Origin of the sequence: Paraburkholderia sp. RL17-373-BIF-A (assembly GCF_046030175.1) — a bacterium.
Classification (GTDB): domain Bacteria; phylum Pseudomonadota; class Gammaproteobacteria; order Burkholderiales; family Burkholderiaceae; genus Paraburkholderia.
Genome location: NZ_JARESO010000006.1, coordinates 111,352 through 127,057, shown reverse-complemented (window position 1 = coordinate 127,057; position 15,706 = coordinate 111,352). Strand labels below are relative to the sequence as shown.

At 62.1% G+C, this 15,706-nt stretch carries 18 protein-coding genes; 14 read left to right on the top strand and 4 right to left on the bottom strand.

The window, feature by feature from the left end:
* Positions 1-4: 4 nt before the first annotated feature.
* From P0D80_RS09625 to P0D80_RS09615, 3 genes are all read left to right on the top strand, one after another.
* A complete protein-coding gene (locus tag P0D80_RS09625; protein WP_408179343.1) occupies positions 5-394 on the top strand; it encodes a MarR family winged helix-turn-helix transcriptional regulator in 390 nt (129 codons plus the stop codon).
* A gap of 107 nt (positions 395-501) precedes the next feature.
* A complete protein-coding gene (locus P0D80_RS09620; protein WP_408179345.1) occupies positions 502-1,002 on the top strand; it encodes a Cif family virulence factor in 501 nt (166 codons plus the stop codon).
* A gap of 13 nt (positions 1,003-1,015) precedes the next feature.
* Positions 1,016-1,519 carry a YybH family protein gene (locus P0D80_RS09615; RefSeq protein ID WP_408283184.1) on the top strand — a complete coding sequence of 168 codons (504 nt, stop codon included), beginning with the start codon at positions 1,016-1,018 and terminating at the stop codon, positions 1,517-1,519.
* 143 nt (positions 1,520-1,662) lie between these two features.
* On the opposite strand, the gene P0D80_RS09610 is transcribed toward P0D80_RS09615, so the two are convergent.
* A complete protein-coding gene (locus P0D80_RS09610; RefSeq protein ID WP_408283182.1) occupies positions 1,663-1,785 on the bottom strand; it encodes a hypothetical protein in 123 nt (40 codons plus the stop codon).
* A gap of 120 nt (positions 1,786-1,905) precedes the next feature.
* Positions 1,906-2,571 carry a TetR/AcrR family transcriptional regulator gene (locus P0D80_RS09605; protein ID WP_408283179.1) on the bottom strand — a complete coding sequence of 222 codons (666 nt, stop codon included), beginning with the start codon at positions 2,569-2,571 and terminating at the stop codon, positions 1,906-1,908.
* Between the two features lie 157 nt (positions 2,572-2,728).
* Between P0D80_RS09605 and P0D80_RS09600 the strand changes: the two genes are divergently transcribed.
* Positions 2,729-3,970 carry an NADH:flavin oxidoreductase/NADH oxidase family protein gene (locus tag P0D80_RS09600; protein ID WP_408283174.1) on the top strand — a complete coding sequence of 414 codons (1,242 nt, stop codon included), beginning with the start codon at positions 2,729-2,731 and terminating at the stop codon, positions 3,968-3,970.
* 157 nt (positions 3,971-4,127) lie between these two features.
* Here the strand turns inward: P0D80_RS09600 and P0D80_RS09595 are convergent, their stop codons facing one another.
* A complete protein-coding gene (locus P0D80_RS09595; RefSeq protein WP_408283170.1) occupies positions 4,128-4,463 on the bottom strand; it encodes a cupin domain-containing protein in 336 nt (111 codons plus the stop codon).
* Positions 4,464-4,801: 338 nt separating this feature from the next.
* Between P0D80_RS09595 and P0D80_RS09590 the strand changes: the two genes are divergently transcribed.
* The 3 genes from P0D80_RS09590 to groL all read left to right on the top strand — a co-directional run bounded on the left by P0D80_RS09590 (position 4,802) and on the right by groL (position 8,077).
* Positions 4,802-5,602, top strand: a complete 801-nt coding sequence (locus P0D80_RS09590) for a helix-turn-helix transcriptional regulator (protein ID WP_408283167.1) — start codon at positions 4,802-4,804, stop codon at positions 5,600-5,602.
* 489 nt (positions 5,603-6,091) lie between these two features.
* Positions 6,092-6,382, top strand: a complete 291-nt coding sequence (gene groES / locus P0D80_RS09585) for a co-chaperone GroES (protein ID WP_007178996.1) — start codon at positions 6,092-6,094, stop codon at positions 6,380-6,382.
* 54 nt (positions 6,383-6,436) lie between these two features.
* Positions 6,437-8,077 carry a chaperonin GroEL gene (gene groL, locus P0D80_RS09580; RefSeq protein ID WP_132375877.1) on the top strand — a complete coding sequence of 547 codons (1,641 nt, stop codon included), beginning with the start codon at positions 6,437-6,439 and terminating at the stop codon, positions 8,075-8,077.
* A 161-nt stretch (positions 8,078-8,238) separates the two neighbouring features.
* Here the strand turns inward: groL and P0D80_RS09575 are convergent, their stop codons facing one another.
* Positions 8,239-9,099, bottom strand: a complete 861-nt coding sequence (locus P0D80_RS09575) for a hydroxymethylpyrimidine/phosphomethylpyrimidine kinase (protein WP_408283164.1) — start codon at positions 9,097-9,099, stop codon at positions 8,239-8,241.
* A 290-nt stretch (positions 9,100-9,389) separates the two neighbouring features.
* Between P0D80_RS09575 and P0D80_RS09570 the strand changes: the two genes are divergently transcribed.
* The 7 genes from P0D80_RS09570 (at position 9,390) to P0D80_RS09540 (ending at position 15,653) form a co-directional block, all read left to right on the top strand.
* Positions 9,390-9,560 (top strand): rubredoxin, encoded by a 171-nt coding sequence (locus P0D80_RS09570; protein WP_006047743.1) that lies wholly within the window; start codon positions 9,390-9,392, stop codon positions 9,558-9,560.
* Positions 9,561-9,828: 268 nt separating this feature from the next.
* Positions 9,829-11,241 (top strand): FimL-related protein, encoded by a 1,413-nt coding sequence (locus tag P0D80_RS09565; RefSeq protein ID WP_408283161.1) that lies wholly within the window; start codon positions 9,829-9,831, stop codon positions 11,239-11,241.
* A 252-nt stretch (positions 11,242-11,493) separates the two neighbouring features.
* Positions 11,494-12,072, top strand: a complete 579-nt coding sequence (locus P0D80_RS09560) for a YqgE/AlgH family protein (RefSeq protein ID WP_007178990.1) — start codon at positions 11,494-11,496, stop codon at positions 12,070-12,072.
* On the top strand, positions 12,069-12,509 hold the full coding sequence (gene ruvX, locus P0D80_RS09555; protein ID WP_408179357.1) for a Holliday junction resolvase RuvX: 441 nt from the start codon (positions 12,069-12,071) through the stop codon (positions 12,507-12,509). Before P0D80_RS09560 ends, ruvX begins: the two co-directional genes overlap by 4 nt.
* Positions 12,496-13,050, top strand: a complete 555-nt coding sequence (gene pyrR / locus P0D80_RS09550) for a bifunctional pyr operon transcriptional regulator/uracil phosphoribosyltransferase PyrR (RefSeq protein ID WP_408283157.1) — start codon at positions 12,496-12,498, stop codon at positions 13,048-13,050. The genes ruvX and pyrR overlap by 14 nt, the downstream gene beginning before the upstream one ends.
* A gap of 194 nt (positions 13,051-13,244) precedes the next feature.
* Complete coding sequence (locus tag P0D80_RS09545) at positions 13,245-14,270, top strand: aspartate carbamoyltransferase catalytic subunit (RefSeq protein ID WP_106310148.1); 1,026 nt, start codon at positions 13,245-13,247, stop codon at positions 14,268-14,270.
* A gap of 102 nt (positions 14,271-14,372) precedes the next feature.
* Positions 14,373-15,653 (top strand): dihydroorotase, encoded by a 1,281-nt coding sequence (locus P0D80_RS09540; RefSeq protein ID WP_408283154.1) that lies wholly within the window; start codon positions 14,373-14,375, stop codon positions 15,651-15,653.
* Positions 15,654-15,706: the final 53 nt, after the last annotated feature.

The window sequence follows — 15,706 nt, the reverse complement described above, 5'->3', positions numbered from 1 at the left end:
GCGCTTGACCCGCTTCTATGATGCCTGCATGGTGGAAACCGGTTTGCGGGCCACGCAGTACACGATCTTGAGTCTCCTTGCCAGCCGCGGGCCGACGACAATGGCCGCGCTTGCCGACGTGTTGTCGATGGATCGGGCAACGATGGGACACAACGTTCGCCCGCTCGAGCGCGACGGGCTGATCACGATTCAGGTCGGGCGCGAAGATCGCCGGGAGCGAGAACTAGCGTTGTCTACCTTGGGCGCCAAGATAGAGGCGCAAAGCAAACCATCGTGGCAGAAGGCGCAAGCACGCTTCGAAAAGGAATTTGGAACGGAGGACGCGTTGGCGATGCGGCGATTCATGGCTCGAATCGTGCAACTGGACCTGACCATGGATCAAGAGACTTTCTGAGGTCAAGGGCGCCACATCTGCATTGAGATCCCCGCGACATGCGGCGAGAGTATCCCGTTCTCTCGCCGCAAAAAAATTCCATATACGGGCATATGAGACTATATATCGTGGATATTCGATCGTTGGGTGTGCGCCGCAACCTCCTCTTTGCACTTTCCTTTTCATTGATGACTGCCGTGACTTCCGCGCACGCTGCCGAAGTTACCGCAAGCGATACGCAGGAGATTCATGACTTGTTCCTGCGTCAGGCCGCCGCCGAAACGGCCCATGACATCGACGCGCTCGACGGCACGCTGGCGCATGCCGTTCCAGGTCAGCCAGACCCTGTCTCGTTCGTGGCTCGCGCGTACCGGTTCTGGGGCAGGGATGCCGTCATGGAGCACTTCCGCAAGGCTTTCACGGGTACGTGGCGCGTTGAACCGGATCAGAGCGCCATAAGCATCATTCCGTTGAACGGCGACACGGTGCAGATCTATGCACCGACTCGCGTCACACTCGGAGCAGCCGGCCAACCCGCCAGAACGGCGACATTTCTGATCAACGAGTTTGCGATCCGGACGCCATCCGGTTGGAAGATCTCGGCGGTAATTCCCGTTCCTGCCGAGTGAATGGGAGATGCACATGCGCATACAGAAAACACTCGTTTCATTCTTCGCGGTTGTGATCCTTGCGGCCGCCAATGCGACTGCATACGCCGCCGCCACGCATCGTTTCACGGAGAAAGACAGGCAAGAGGTCAAAGACGTCTTTCTCCGGCAGGCAGCGGCCGCTACGGCGCATGACATTGTCGCGTTCGAGCGCGTACTGGCATCCGCGCCAGCTGGCCAACCCGACCCGATCGCATTCGTGGCTCGCGCCTACCAGTTCTGGGGGAAGCCCGCGCTCATCGAGCATTTCAAGGAAACCTTCAAAGGGGTGTGGAAGTTCGAGCCGAACGTCGAGAGCATCAAAATTGTTCCCCTGACCGCAGACGTTGCCCAGTTGTACGCCCCTACGCAGATTACCCTTGGCGCTTCGGAAGCGTCAGCGAGGAGCGCTCCGTTCCTCGTCTATGAAGTCGCTGTCCGAACCCCGGAAGGGTGGCGGATTGCGTCGATCGTGCCTGTGCCGGCGCCTGCGCAGTAGATCCGATTTTCTCTGTCAACGAGAGCAGAGAGACGGAAGCCGTCGTCTGCTCTCGGAATAGAGGACCGCAGATCTTCCGTTATGAAGATGTCGCCGGCGCGGTCTGCGGGGCTGACGAAGTCCTGATACGCGTCGATGCGATCTCAATCGAGGGCGGCGATCCCGTCAATCGCAAAATCGGCCCGCTTGCCCGCGTACGGATCTTTTGACGATTCGGCCATCAAGGCGTCGCTCGACGATGTGTCGCGAAAGGCGCTGTTCGGCATTGCGGCAATGGTGGTTGACCGCAGCGGCCCGCTGTTCCATCACGCCGCCGGCGAGGCAGGCCAGCACACGATGTTCCGCAACGCCTCGAATCCATCGCGGCTTGGAATCAGCGGAACGAATTAGAACTGACCGGCTTCGATGAGAACCATTATCTGGACGGCCGCGTTCCTCGCGCACGATGCAATTTCTTCCTCGCTTGCGCTCTTCACGCCAAACAGCGCCTCGTCGAAAAGCGTGGCCTTAAGGAGTGCCGCGAAGGTTGCCGCGGCACCATACTTGTCTTTGACTTTCCAGCCTGTGACAGGTAGCCATCGGTCAAGATAGCTCGCGAATAGCGCGTCGCGTGCACCCGCAACCTGTTCGCGATAGCGGCGCGCGAGTTCGGGGAAGCGAGGGGCATCGCGGGTCACGACGCGATACAGCGCCAACTGTTCTTCCGAAAGCGCGTGCCGAAGATATTCGCCCCCCGCGATCGGCAACGCGACGGGCGGCGGTTCGCTAAACCAATCAGGCTCGCGAAGCTCTGCGACTCCCTCTGCCGAACCGGACTGCGTGCCGGTCGTCGAGCAGGCCGCTTCCATCACCGCACTGAACAGATCGTCCTTGCTCTCGAAGTGCCGGTAGAGCGTCTTGATCGATACGCCGGCTTCCTCGGCGATCCGGTTCACCGAGCTTTCCGCATAGCCATTCTCAAGGAACGCCCGCAGCGCGGCGTCGACGATCATCGTGCGCTTGCGCGACATCAGCGCGGCTTTCGGATTGTCATCCGACCAGGTCTTGACCATAACGTGTCCCTCTTTTATCTGCTTGACGCATCATACGACAGCGATCACTATACAACAAACGACAGCGATGACTGTCGTTAGACAGCCGAGCCACCCCTTATGCTTTGCGACGGAAGGGCTTGGTCTTCATACAATTTTTCCCCTGAAGGACATTCGGATGAACAACGCCCTTTCACAGCCGCTCCGGTTACCCAGCGGCGCGATCCTGACAAACCGCCTGGCCAAAGCGGCCATGAGCGAAGGCATGGCCGATACCAACAATCATTCGACGCCGCGTCTCGAGGCGCTGTACCGGCGCTGGGCGCATTCCGGCGCAGGCCTTCTGCTTTCCGGCAATATCCAGGTCGATCGGTGGCACCTCGAGCGCCCGGGCAACATCGTCATCCATGACGATAGCAGACAGGAGCAACTGGCGCGGCTCGCGGCGGCAGGAACATCGGAAGGTGCGCATTTCTGGGCTCAACTCAGTCATACCGGACGACAGGTGCAAGACGCGATCAATACGTCGCCACTGGCGCCTTCCTCGGTGGATATCGATGTGATACGGGGCGCCGGCTTTTCGTTTGCCACGCCGCGTGAGATGACCGAAGAGCAGATCCAGCAGGCCATCGGGCAATTCGCCTTCGCGGCGGGGAAAGTCCGCGAGGCCGGTTTCACGGGTGTCTCGCTGCATGGGGCACACGGCTATCTGATTTCGCAATTCCTGAGCCCGCTCGCCAACAAACGCACCGACCGTTGGGGCGGTTCGCTAGAAAACCGTTCGCGTTTCCTGCTCGAAGTGTTGGCGGCGGTCCGCTCCGCCGTTGGACCCGACTTTCCCGTTGCGATCAAGCTCAATTCGTCGGACTTTCAAAAGGGCGGCTTTACGAATGCCGAATGCATCGAGCTGGTGAAGAAGCTCAACGATTCGACACTTGATCTGCTTGAACTTTCGGGCGGCTCGCTCGAGCAGCCGAAGATCGCCGGCCTCACATTGAAGGACGAAGGAGAAGACGCGCCGCGCGAAAGTACCGTCAAGCGCGAAGCATTTTTCGTGGATTTCGCGGCCTCGGTTCGTGCCGCGGCGACGATGCCCGTGATGGTGGTAGGCGGGTTCCGCACGACGGCCGCCATGGTCGAATCGCTGGAGCGCGGCGAACTGGACGTCATCGGACTCGGGCGCCCAATCATCGCCGATCCTGAAGTTCCGAAGCGCATTCTCTCGGGCGAAGTCGATCGTGCGTCCAGTCCCGAAGCCATGCTCCATCCGTTCCATCTTCTTCCATGGAACAACATGCAACTCGAACGTCTGGCGGATGGGCTCGACGCGGATCTGTCGCTAGATGGCGCTGATGCCGTGGCCCAGTTCACCGAGCTCGAGACCCGCAACATGAACGCACTCTTGCAGCAGCGGGCTTAAGCTATGTCCGGACCGCAGCGAATCCAGCGGCGGCCTCCGGTCGTCCTGGCGACTTCAAGTTGCCAGTCCCGTCGAGCGTGTGCCATGGCCCGCGCTCGTGCCGTCTGCGTTAGTGTCACCTTGATCGGGTACCAGGGCGTCTCAATCAAACGCGCTGCTATTTGTATTCGACGAGCACCTCGCGGTATGGCTTGCTTCCCTCGTTGCGCGCCTTGTGCGTCGCAGGGACCTTGGCGCCCTTGCCGATCTCGGACAGGACTTCCAGATATCCGTCCTCGCATTTGAGGGAATAAATCGCGCCCGTTGGCACGTCGAAGATACCGAGGTCCCCGCCGTTTTCGTCGAAGATATGCAAGGGGGCACCTTCGATCGCGTACCACATGTAGGAATGCGTATGGGTATGTACCGGTGTTTCCTCGCCCGGAGCGAGGACGAAATTCCATACGATGACCTTGTCATTCTCCAACACCTTTTCACTGCCGACACCAGCCATGATCGTCTCCTTGATTTGCGAATGTCACGGGAGGCGTTCTGCATCGCAGCAGACGCCATTCACGTTCGGACTTCGAAGCGTGTTGATTGGCCGCTGGACCGTACTTCGATAGCGGCGAACCTATCCGCCAGAGTAGGCGAATTTCCCACTTGTCCTTGTCCCTGCAGTATGCAAACTTGTCCCGGACGGGCCCGATTTATCATTCCGGATGATGATTTTTTGCGCGAAGCGGCCGAGCGAATAAGAGCGCTTTGAATTCATCGGGGCGGCAAGAGCCAATCACCATGTCGGAACCTTTGCGAATCATTCACGGGCCGGTTGGAAGAGTGGCGTTGCTCATGCTGGACAAAAGCATGGTCTTGCACGCACACCGGGTTTCTCACGTTATCTTCAAGGAGGACGGTCCGGACATCCAGTTCGGAATCCGCAATCGTGAGCACGTTTTGTCGGACAGGAACGTGTTGCTCGTGAATGCGTGGGAGCCGCACTTCTATGAGCATCGCCCACAATCGCAGCCGACTGTGCTGCTGGCCCTTTACCTGGAGCCGGACTGGTTGAGGGAGGTCGACCGGCGCTTCGCTTACAGCATTCATCCCCGGTTTTTTTCGAGGCCGTCCGTAGCGTTGCAGGGGAAGCTTGGCCGCCTTCATACTGACCTGCTCGACATCCTGACCGACCGTGAGGGCCAGTCGCTTCAAGCGCTCCAAGGGCTGATCGCCGACATGACCGGCGAACTCGTCGGTGTATTGCCCCAGAGGAATGAGCTGTCAGCGGTCGGATCCGTTGGCGGAATCGCTTATGACATCAGAATTCGTCGCGTGATCGAAGCGATGAAAGAGGTGCGGGGCATCGCACTCGACTTCGATGATCTTGCACAAACGGTTGGGCTATCGCGTCCACATTTCTTCCATCTATTCCGCAAGCAGACAGGCATGACGCCGGCGACATTCGGCAGCATGCTGCGGATGGATCTGTCGATTCAAAGTGTTTCGCAGCAGGAAATGGCACTTCAGGATGTTGCGCTCAATCTGGGCTTTGACTCGCCTGGGAACTTCACGCGCTTCTTTGCTCGTCAGCAAGGGGTGACACCGAGCCAATACAGACACAACGTACAATTTGTCTCTGGCGCAGCGCGATGACCGCCGCGCGTGTCGAGCTGACTGTCAATTCCGTCCTCAGCCGGCTGGGAGAGAGAGTTAGGTGCTGGCAGGGGCCGAAACATGATTTTCGATTTGCCCGAACATCACTGACGATTGCACTCGGGGCGGGGTTTTCCCCTGGATTTAGCGTGAGTCACCCGGACGCGCGGACAGATGCGGTCAGAAAAAGCCGCGCGGCCGCACTGCGCTCGCGGCATTGTGGAACAGCTGGTTTAACAATAACCCGTTGTTTCAAAATGATATTTCCTTTCATGATGGCGGCCGGGCGCCGCTCGGGCGCTCAGACTTAAGTGGACAAGGTCCAAAGTTAAGTGAATCTCACCCAACAGCAGCATCCCTTCTTGAATTTGTCACCACCCGTCCATATAATTAGCACTCGCTGCACGAGAGTGCTAACAACATCGCCGGTTGGCTCAGCCAGCCGGGTTTTCTCAGCGTTCTTCAGTCTCAATCAAGAGAGGAGTATGTATGAACCTTCGTCCTTTGCATGATCGCGTGATCGTCAAACGTCTGGATCAAGAAACCAAGACCGCGTCGGGCATCGTGATCCCCGAAGCCGCAGCAGAAAAGCCGGATCAAGGCGAAATTCTGGCAGTCGGCCCGGGCAAGCGTGACGACAAGGGCGCTCAAATCGCGCTCGACGTGAAGGTTGGTGACCGCGTCCTGTTCGGCAAGTACGCAGGCCAGACCGTTAAGGTCGACGGCAACGAACTGCTCGTGATGCGCGAAGAAGACATCATGGCCGTGGTGCAAAAGTAAGCGCTGGTCGCTACTTTTCCCGGTCATATCTTAAAGAATTCAAGGAGTTAGAAGATGGCAGCTAAAGACGTCGTATTCGGTGATTCCGCCCGTGCCAAGATGGTTGAAGGCGTGAACATCCTCGCGAACGCTGTGAAGGTCACGCTGGGCCCGAAGGGTCGCAACGTTGTCCTGGAACGCAGCTTCGGCGGCCCGACGGTCACGAAGGACGGTGTGTCGGTCGCGAAAGAGATCGAACTGAAAGACAAGCTCCAGAACATGGGCGCGCAAATGGTCAAGGAAGTTGCTTCCAAGACCAGCGACAACGCAGGTGACGGCACCACGACCGCAACGGTTCTGGCTCAGTCGATCGTCCGCGAAGGCATGAAGTACGTCGCATCGGGCATGAACCCGATGGACCTGAAGCGCGGTATCGACAAGGCTGTGTTCGCAGCGATCGAAGAACTGCGCAAGATCAGCAAGCCGTGCACGACCAACAAGGAAATCGCACAAGTCGGCGCGATTTCGGCAAACAGCGACTCGTCGATCGGCGATCGTATCGCTGAAGCCATGGACAAGGTCGGCAAGGAAGGCGTCATCACCGTTGAAGACGGCAAGTCGCTGCAAGACGAGCTGGACGTGGTCGAAGGTATGCAATTCGACCGCGGCTACCTGTCGCCGTACTTCATCAACAACCCGGACAAGCAAGTTGCCGTGTTGGACAACCCGTTCGTGCTGCTGCACGACAAGAAGGTGTCGAACATCCGTGATCTGCTGCCGGTCCTGGAGCAAGTCGCCAAGGCTGGCCGTCCGCTGCTGATCATCGCAGAAGACGTCGAAGGCGAAGCACTGGCAACGCTGGTGGTGAACAACATCCGCGGCATCCTGAAGACGGTTGCTGTCAAGGCTCCGGGCTTCGGCGATCGTCGTAAGGCCATGCTGGAAGACATCGCGATCCTGACCGGCGGTCAAGTCATCGCTGAAGAAACCGGCCTGACGCTCGAAAAGGCAACGCTGGCTGAACTGGGTCAAGCGAAGCGCATCGAAGTGGGCAAGGAAAACACGACGATCATCGACGGCGCTGGCGAAGGTGCGAACATCGAAGCACGTGTGAAGCAAGTTCGCACGCAAATCGAAGAAGCAACGTCGGACTACGACCGTGAAAAGCTGCAAGAACGCGTTGCCAAGCTGGCAGGCGGCGTTGCGGTGATCAAGGTCGGCGCTGCGACCGAAGTCGAAATGAAGGAAAAGAAGGCACGTGTCGAAGACGCACTGCACGCAACGCGCGCAGCTGTGGAAGAAGGCATCGTTGCTGGCGGCGGCGTCGCGCTGATCCGCGCACGTACGGCAATCGCCGGCCTGAAGGGCTTGAACGCCGATCAGGACGCAGGTATCAAGATCGTGCTGCGCGCGATGGAAGAGCCGCTGCGCCAGATCGTCACGAACGGTGGCGAAGAAGCCAGCGTCGTGGTGGCAGCTGTTGCTGCTGGCAAGGGCAACTACGGCTACAACGCAGCAACCGGCGAGTACGTCGACCTGGTTGACGCAGGTGTCGTGGATCCGACGAAGGTGACGCGCACGGCGCTGCAAAACGCAGCTTCGGTGGCGGGTCTCCTGCTGACGACCGACGCAGCTGTCTGCGAACTGCCGAAGGAAGATGCTCCGATGGGCGGCGGTATGCCCGGCGGCATGGGCGGCATGGGCATGGACATGTAATTTCAGTTGGGCCTCGTTACGAGGTCCAGTTGGAAGCACATGGGGGAGTGCTCCGCGAGGCGTGCTTCCCAAAAGAAAAAACCCGCAGAAATGCGGGTTTTTTTATGGCGCTTGCTGCGGGCTGAAGCGCCGGGAAAGCGGCCGGTGCTTCGCGCCAGCTATCAGTGCCGCGCTTCGCCCGGCGCCGCATCCTTGCCAGCTGTCGGCGGCGTATCGTTGTCGCTGCTGCGCGCCCAGAAGAACCGGTCCGGCATATACGCACCCATGCCCGGCCGGAAGGCGTTGCGCAGGGCCTGGTACAAATATTCCTGCGCCTCGCGCACCGCTTCAGCGGGCTCCTGGCCGTTGGCCAGCAACGCGGCGATCGCCGAGCCCAGCGTATCCGTCAAGCCCATGATCCGATGGCTGCCGCGGTCCCACATGTCCTGACGCAACTGGCCGTCTTCGCTGAACAGCGTGTTGACGTGCCGGTGTGTGCCGGTTTCCGTTGACAGAATGTATTCGCAGCCTTGCGACAGCAGATGCGAGATGGCGGCGTCGAGGCTCGGCGCTTCGGCGTCGCCGTCCGGCTGCGCGAGCGCGAGCAGCGTGGCGGAATCGGCGACCAGCAACGTGGTTTGCGGCGCGAGCAGATCGGCGATCGCTTCGCGCAGTTCGTCGGCGGACAGCACGTGCTCGTCGTCGAGCGTGAAATCGGGGGCGAGAATCAGCGGAATGTCGTCGTAATCGGCGACGACTTCGGCAATTGCGCTCACCACTTCCGCACGGGTGCAGGCGCCGACCTTGAACGCGGCGATCGGCATGTCTTCGAGCAGCATTCGCGCCTGGGTCGCGACCACTTCAGGGTCGAGTCCGGTGACTTCGTCGCAGCTCGCCGAGTCGCGCACGGTGTAGCCCGTGAGCACGGAGACGCCATGACAGCCCATGCTGGCAAGGGTCATCAGGTCGGCTTGCAGGCCGGAGCCGCCAGTGGGATCGGAAAGGCCGAAGGTGAGGACGATCGGAGGCGTGTCGCTGGGCATGAAGATTGACAGAAAGGAGCTAAATTTAGGCGCAGAGAGTGCGCAATCGACTCAATTATGCGGCCTAAACCGTCGCGAGGGCGTTTTTTCGCATCTCGCGATGCATTGCAGCAAGCCAGCCGCGGCCGGCGCGCGGCATGGCGCCGCAACCACCGTGCCGGCCGACGCAAACTGCATAGCCAAAGGCCGTAGCACGCTACGATTGCGCGTTTCTGATTGCTAGGCATTGGGGCGGCAACACGGTACCATCATGGCTCCCGTTTCCACGGACTCTACGACGCGACACAAGAATGGAATATCAAAGCTGGATGTGCCTGATTTGCGGCTGGATTTACGACGAAGAAGCCGGTTTGCCGGACGAAGGCATTGCGCCGGGCACCCGCTGGGAAGACGTCCCCATTAACTGGACCTGCCCGGAGTGCGGCGCGCGTAAGGAAGACTTCGAGATGGTCCAGATCTGAAGTCCGGGAGCAGCCGGCATGCCGGCTGCAGGCCGTGCCGCATGCCTGCGGCGCGGCATTGGCATGGTGTTTCGCAGCCGGCGTGGCGCGCCGGATCGAACGCACCCGGTGCGCTCTGAAGTTTGCCCCAACGCGTCGACGCGGAACGTCCTCGGCTGTGCCGTGTCGCAACGTTAGTCTGTCATTGTCCTGTTGCCGGTTCGCGCGTTAGCCGATCAGTCTGCGTGCGGCGCGAGGCGACGGCCCGTCAGCTTCGTGTCGCCTGCCCATGACTCTTCGATCCGCTGCACCCGTTTCCTTCGATGCCTTGCCGAACCCGCGCGGCGGCGCTGTGCGTCCGGCCGAACTGGCGCTGGCCGAGGCGCTGCTGGCATTCGAACAGCACAGCGAGAGCACCTCGGCGTTGCTGCGTGCGTCGCACGCATTGCGCGGAGCCGGTTGGCTGAGCGCGCAGCGTTTTGCTGACGCGCTGGTGCGGCTGTCGCCGCTCCTGGAGGGCGACCCGGCAGATGCGGCCAACGCGCGGCCCGTGTTCGGCGCGGCCTTGCGCGACTTCCGCGCCGCGCTCGAACGCCACAATCTGCGCGAGCTGTCCTGCTCGCCCGTACTGTTCAATCATTACCGGGCGCTCTGCACGCATCTGTCGGAGCACACGCCCGGTTCCACCGTCGCGTTCGAAGATCTCGCGTTGACCGCGCGGCCGGTGCCACCGGTCTCGCTGCACGCGCAGTCCGCCGATCAATTGGCTCATCTGCGGGCTCGCTATGAGCGCGCGCTGCTGCCGGTGCTGCGCTCGCAGGCCGATTCCGGCAGTGCGGCGGCGCTGGCCGTGACCAATGCGGCACTCGACGAACTGGACGCCGTTTTCAGTGAACTCGCCGGCCCGGACCCTTACGATTTCTGGCGCCTCGCCAAGGCCTGCGCCAAGGCTTTACGGGTCAGCGGCCGCGCCACCGGGGAAACCGACGCGCGGCGTTTCTACGCCCGTTGCAACCTCGCGCTCGCCGATCATGCGCGCGGCATCGAACTTGCGCCGCGCTCCCTCGTGCGCGCGACGCTTGCGCTGCTGTGGCGCGACTACGCGTTATTCGGCGCCGCAGCGGAAGACGCCGACCAGGTGGAAGTGCTGCACGACTACGGCTTGACCGTCGACTGGCACGTCGCGGGCACCCAGGCATCCGAAATGCTTTGGGAAGCGGGCGCGGTGCAGGCCCAGGCGATCAGCGCCACCCGTGGCGCACTGACGCGCGAGTTGGGCGTGCTGGCGGTTAACGCGAACGCGTACGAAGATTTTCTGCAAACCGCGGACGCCTCGATTTCCGCATTGACCGAGCACGCCCGCGCCGCCGACCAGCCCGAAAAAGCCGATCCGAGCGAAGCGCTGCAGGCGGGCGATGCCGCCTACCGGCTCGGCTCCGCCGCGTGCGCGCTGGGCCTCGGCCACGTGGCGCTGCTGGCCGACGCGCTGGGGCTCGCGTGGCGCCGTCGCGCGCATGCCGGCGTGTCGACGCCCGCGGTGCGCGCGCATGTGATAGTCGGCGCGCCGGCGGCGAGCACGCTCGAGCAGGCCGCCGAAGCTTTGCGTGCCACGCTTCACAAAGTCGCAGCGGGCGTCGCGCCGCCCGGCGGCAACACCGCGCTGGCGGCCTTGACGCGCTCGATCGAGCAGGGCGGCGCGTGAACAATACGCGTGGCGGATTCGGCCCGCCGGACCGTCTGCCGGCCGGACGCAACGGGCCGCAATGACATATCCCGGCGGCACGCAATACGCGTGCCGCGAAACCCTGCGAACCTGCACCGTGGCGAGCGCCCGCGTGCGTGATAGAGTGCAACTTGAATCGCCGTCGATGGCTCGCGGCACGCTCCATGGCACACATCGCGGTTCCACGCTCAAAGCCCGCCATCCTGCATCGTCTTTGCTAAAATCCGAACTATGTCCAAGAGTACCGATCGCATCAATCTGACCAACCAGTTCCTGATCGCCATGCCGAACATGGCGGATCCGACGTTTTCAGGAACGGTGGTCTACCTTTGCGATCACAGTGAGCGCGGTGCGCTCGGCCTCGTGATCAACCGGCCGACCGATATCGACCTGCAAGCGCTCTTCAGTCGCATCGATCTCAAGCTCGAGATCGAACCCCTTCTCCATGTGCCCGTTTATTTCGGCGGCCCAGTGCAGACCGAGCGCGGCTTCGTGCTGCACGATCCGAAAGATGGCAACGCGTACACCTCGTCCATGTCGGTGCCGGGCGGTCTCGAGATGACCACCTCGAAAGACGTGCTCGAAGCGGTGGCGAGCGGCACGGGTCCCGAGCGTTTCCTGCTCACGCTCGGCCATGCCGGCTGGGGCGCGGGCCAGCTCGAAGAAGAGATTTCGAAGAATGGCTGGCTGACGGTCGAAGCCGACCCGAAAATCGTCTTCGACGTACCCGCCGAAGAGCGTCTCGAAGCCGCGCTGGCCTTGCTCGGCATCAACCTGTCCATGCTGTCGGGCGAGGCGGGTCACGCATGAGCCTGCCGGGCGGACGTGAGGCGACGCTGCTTGCGTTCGACTACGGTGAAAAACGCATCGGCGTGGCGGTCGGCAATTCGCTGACGCGTCGCGCGCGGGCGCTCGTGATCGTGCAGAACCGCAGCCGCGAATACCGCTTCGAGGCGGTCGGCAAACTGATCGCCGAATGGAAGCCGGACGCGCTCGTGGTCGGCTTGCCGATGCATCCGGACGGCACGCCGCACGAAATGACGCAGCTCGCGAAGCGCTTCGGCAATCAGCTGAACGGCCGCTTCAATCTGCCGGTCACGTGGATCGACGAACGCTATTCGTCGGTCGAGGCGAAGGCGGAAATCCGCGCCGGCAACGGCCGCGCCGACATGCTCGACGCCGAAGCCGCCAGCATCATCCTCCAGCAATATCTAGACGGACTTTCCGACGATCATGAGTTCCATTGACGCCGAAGCGCTTTATCGCGCGCTGCTCGACCAGATTCGCGCGGTGTATGGCGACCAGCTCGGCGGCGGGCAAGACGGCACCGAAGGCGCGGTGCTGGCCGGCATCTACAGCGGCGGCGCGTGGCTTGCCGAGCGGCTGGCGCGCGACCTGAACCTGCCAAGCTTCGGCGTGGTGAACGTCGCGCTGCATCGCGACGATTACGCGAAGAAAGGCCTGCACTCGCAGGCGAGCCCGACCTCGCTGCCGTTTTCGGTCGACGGCCGCCGTATCGTGCTGGTCGACGACGTGCTGTACACCGGCCGCACGATTCGCGCGGCGCTGAACGAGCTGTACGACTACGGCCGCCCGGCATCGGTCGAACTGGCGGTGCTCGCCGATCGCGGCGGGCGCGAATTGCCGATGGCGGCGCGCTTTGTCGGCGGCGTGGTGAACATTCCCGCCGACGCCACGCTCGTGCTAGCCCGCTCGGAAAGCGTTGAAGCAGGCGGCGCACCCGGTCAGCCGCGTTTCACTTTTCACACTGAAGCACGCGTCGATTGAACACGGCGCGATGCGCCAGGCGCGCAGCGAGTCCGTCGCAATCGGCGCATTGCATCGAGCCATCACACGCCACACAAGAGAGATTTTTCGAGCCGGTCGCCGCGGCATCGCGCGCGAAAGCCGGCTTGGCATCGTCACACGCAGTCAGCATCGACACCGATCACGTTGAAGCCCGTATTTGAAGCAGGTACACCATGAACACCGCCTCCCAGGCTCCCAAGGATTCCGCCGATAGCGCCACCGAGCGCTTCCGTTATGGCTTCCTGAAGGGCAATCCGCAGCTCACGAAAAATGGCGAGCTGAAACATCTGTTGTCGATCGAGGGCTTGCCGAAGGCGATCGTCAATCACATTCTCGACACCGCCGACCAGTTCGTCAGCGTGACCGATCGCGAAGTGAAGAAGGTGCCGCTGTTGCGCGGCAAGTCGGTGTTCAACCTGTTCTTCGAGAACTCGACGCGCACCCGCACCACCTTTGAGATCGCCGCGACGCGTCTGTCGGCGGACGTGCTGAATCTGAACATCAATGCGTCGTCGACCAGCAAGGGCGAGTCGCTGCTCGACACGATCAACAACCTCTCGGCGATGCATGCGGATATGTTCGTCGTGCGCCATGCGTCGAGCGGCGCGCCTTATCTGATTGCCCAGCATTGCGCGCCGCATGTGCATGTGATCAATGCCGGCGACGGCCGTCATGCGCACCCCACGCAGGGGCTGCTCGACATGTACACGATCCGCCACTACAAGAAGGATTTCACGAAGCTGCGCGTGGCGATCGTCGGCGACATTCTGCATTCGCGGGTCGCCCGCTCGGACATTCATGCGCTGACCACACTCGGTGTGCCGGAAGTGCGCGCGATCGGTCCGCGCACGCTGTTGCCGGGCGGCCTGGAACAGATGGGCGTGCGCGTGTTTCACAACCTCGACGAAGGTCTGAAGGACGTCGACGTGATCATCATGCTGCGTCTGCAGAACGAGCGGATGAGCGGCGCATTGCTGCCGTCGGCGCAGGAGTATTTCAAGAGTTGGGGCTTGACGCCGGAGCGTCTCGCGCTCGCCGCGCCCGACGCGATCGTGATGCACCCGGGCCCGATGAACCGCGGCGTCGAAATCGATTCGCAAGTGGCCGATGGCCCGCAATCGGTGATTCTGAACCAGGTGACCTTCGGGATCGCGGTGCGCATGGCGGTGATGGGGATCGTCGCGGGCAACCACGATTGATCTTGCAGACGTCGAGCGCCACGGCGCCGCGTCACTCACGCACACGAACCCGCGACACACGACGCGGAACCTAGCTGAACTCAGCTGAACATAAGGCAGCGCATGAAGATTCATATTCAAGGCGGCACGCTGATCGATCCGGCAGCGGGCACCGAACAGCAGCAGGACATTTTTATCGAAGCGGGCAAGATCGTCGCCATCGGCAACGCGCCCGCGGAATTCAACGCGGCGAAGACGATCGACGCCAAAGGCCTGTGTGTCGTGCCGGGTCTGGTCGATCTCTCGGCGCGTTTGCGCGAGCCGGGCTACGAACACAAGGCGACGCTCGAATCCGAAATGGCCGCGGCGCTCGCGGGTGGCGTGACGAGCCTCGTGTGTCCGCCGGACACCGATCCGACGCTCGATGAACCGGGCCTCGTCGAGATGCTCAAGTTCCGCGCGCGCAATCTGGATCAGGCGCACGTGTATCCGCTCGGCGCGCTGACGGTCGGCCTCAAGGGGCAGGTCATCACCGAGATGGTCGAGTTGACCGAAGCGGGCTGCATCGGCTTTTCGCAGGCCGACGTGCCGGTGGTCGACACTCAGGTGCTGATGCGCGCGCTGCAATACGCGAAGACCTACGGTTACACCGTGTGGCTGCGTCCCGTGGACGCTTATCTCGGCAAGGGCGGCGTGGCCGCGAGCGGCGCGCTGGCGTCGCGGTTGGGGCTGTCGGGCGTGCCGGTGTCGGCGGAAACCATCGCGCTGCACACCGTCTTCGAACTGGTGCGCGTGACCGGTGCACGGGTGCATCTGTCGCACGTGTCGTCGGCGGCGGGCATTGCGCTGATGCGCGCGGCGAAGGCCGAGGGCCTGCCGGTGTCGTGCGACGTCACCGTGAATCACGTGCATCTGATCGACCTCGACATCGGCTACTTCGACGCGCAGTTCCGGCTCGACCCGCCGTTGCGTCAACAGCGCGATCGCGAAGCGATTCGCGCCGGTCTGGTCGACGGCACGATCGACGCGATCTGCTCCGACCACACGCCCGTCGACGACGACGAAAAGCTGCTGCCGTTCGCCGAGGCCACGCCCGGTGCGACCGGGCTGGAGCTGTTCCTGTCGCTGACGGTAAAGTGGGCCGATGAAGCAGGCGTGCCGCTCGCCAAGGCGCTGAACCGAATCACCACGGCGCCGGCCGATGTGCTCAATCTGGACGCGGCCGGTCGTATCGCCGTGGGCGGCGTGGCCGATCTTTGCGTGTTCGACCGAAATGCTTACTGGCGCGTCGAGCCGCGCGCGTTGAAGAGCCAGGGGCACAATACGCCGTTCCTCGGCTACGAATTGCCGGCGCGCGTGCGTGCGACCATCGTGTCCGGGCGCGTCGCGTTCGAACAGCGTTGATCGCCGCAGTGTTGCTACTCTCATCGTCCCGCTCATAAGCCAGTTCGTGGCCC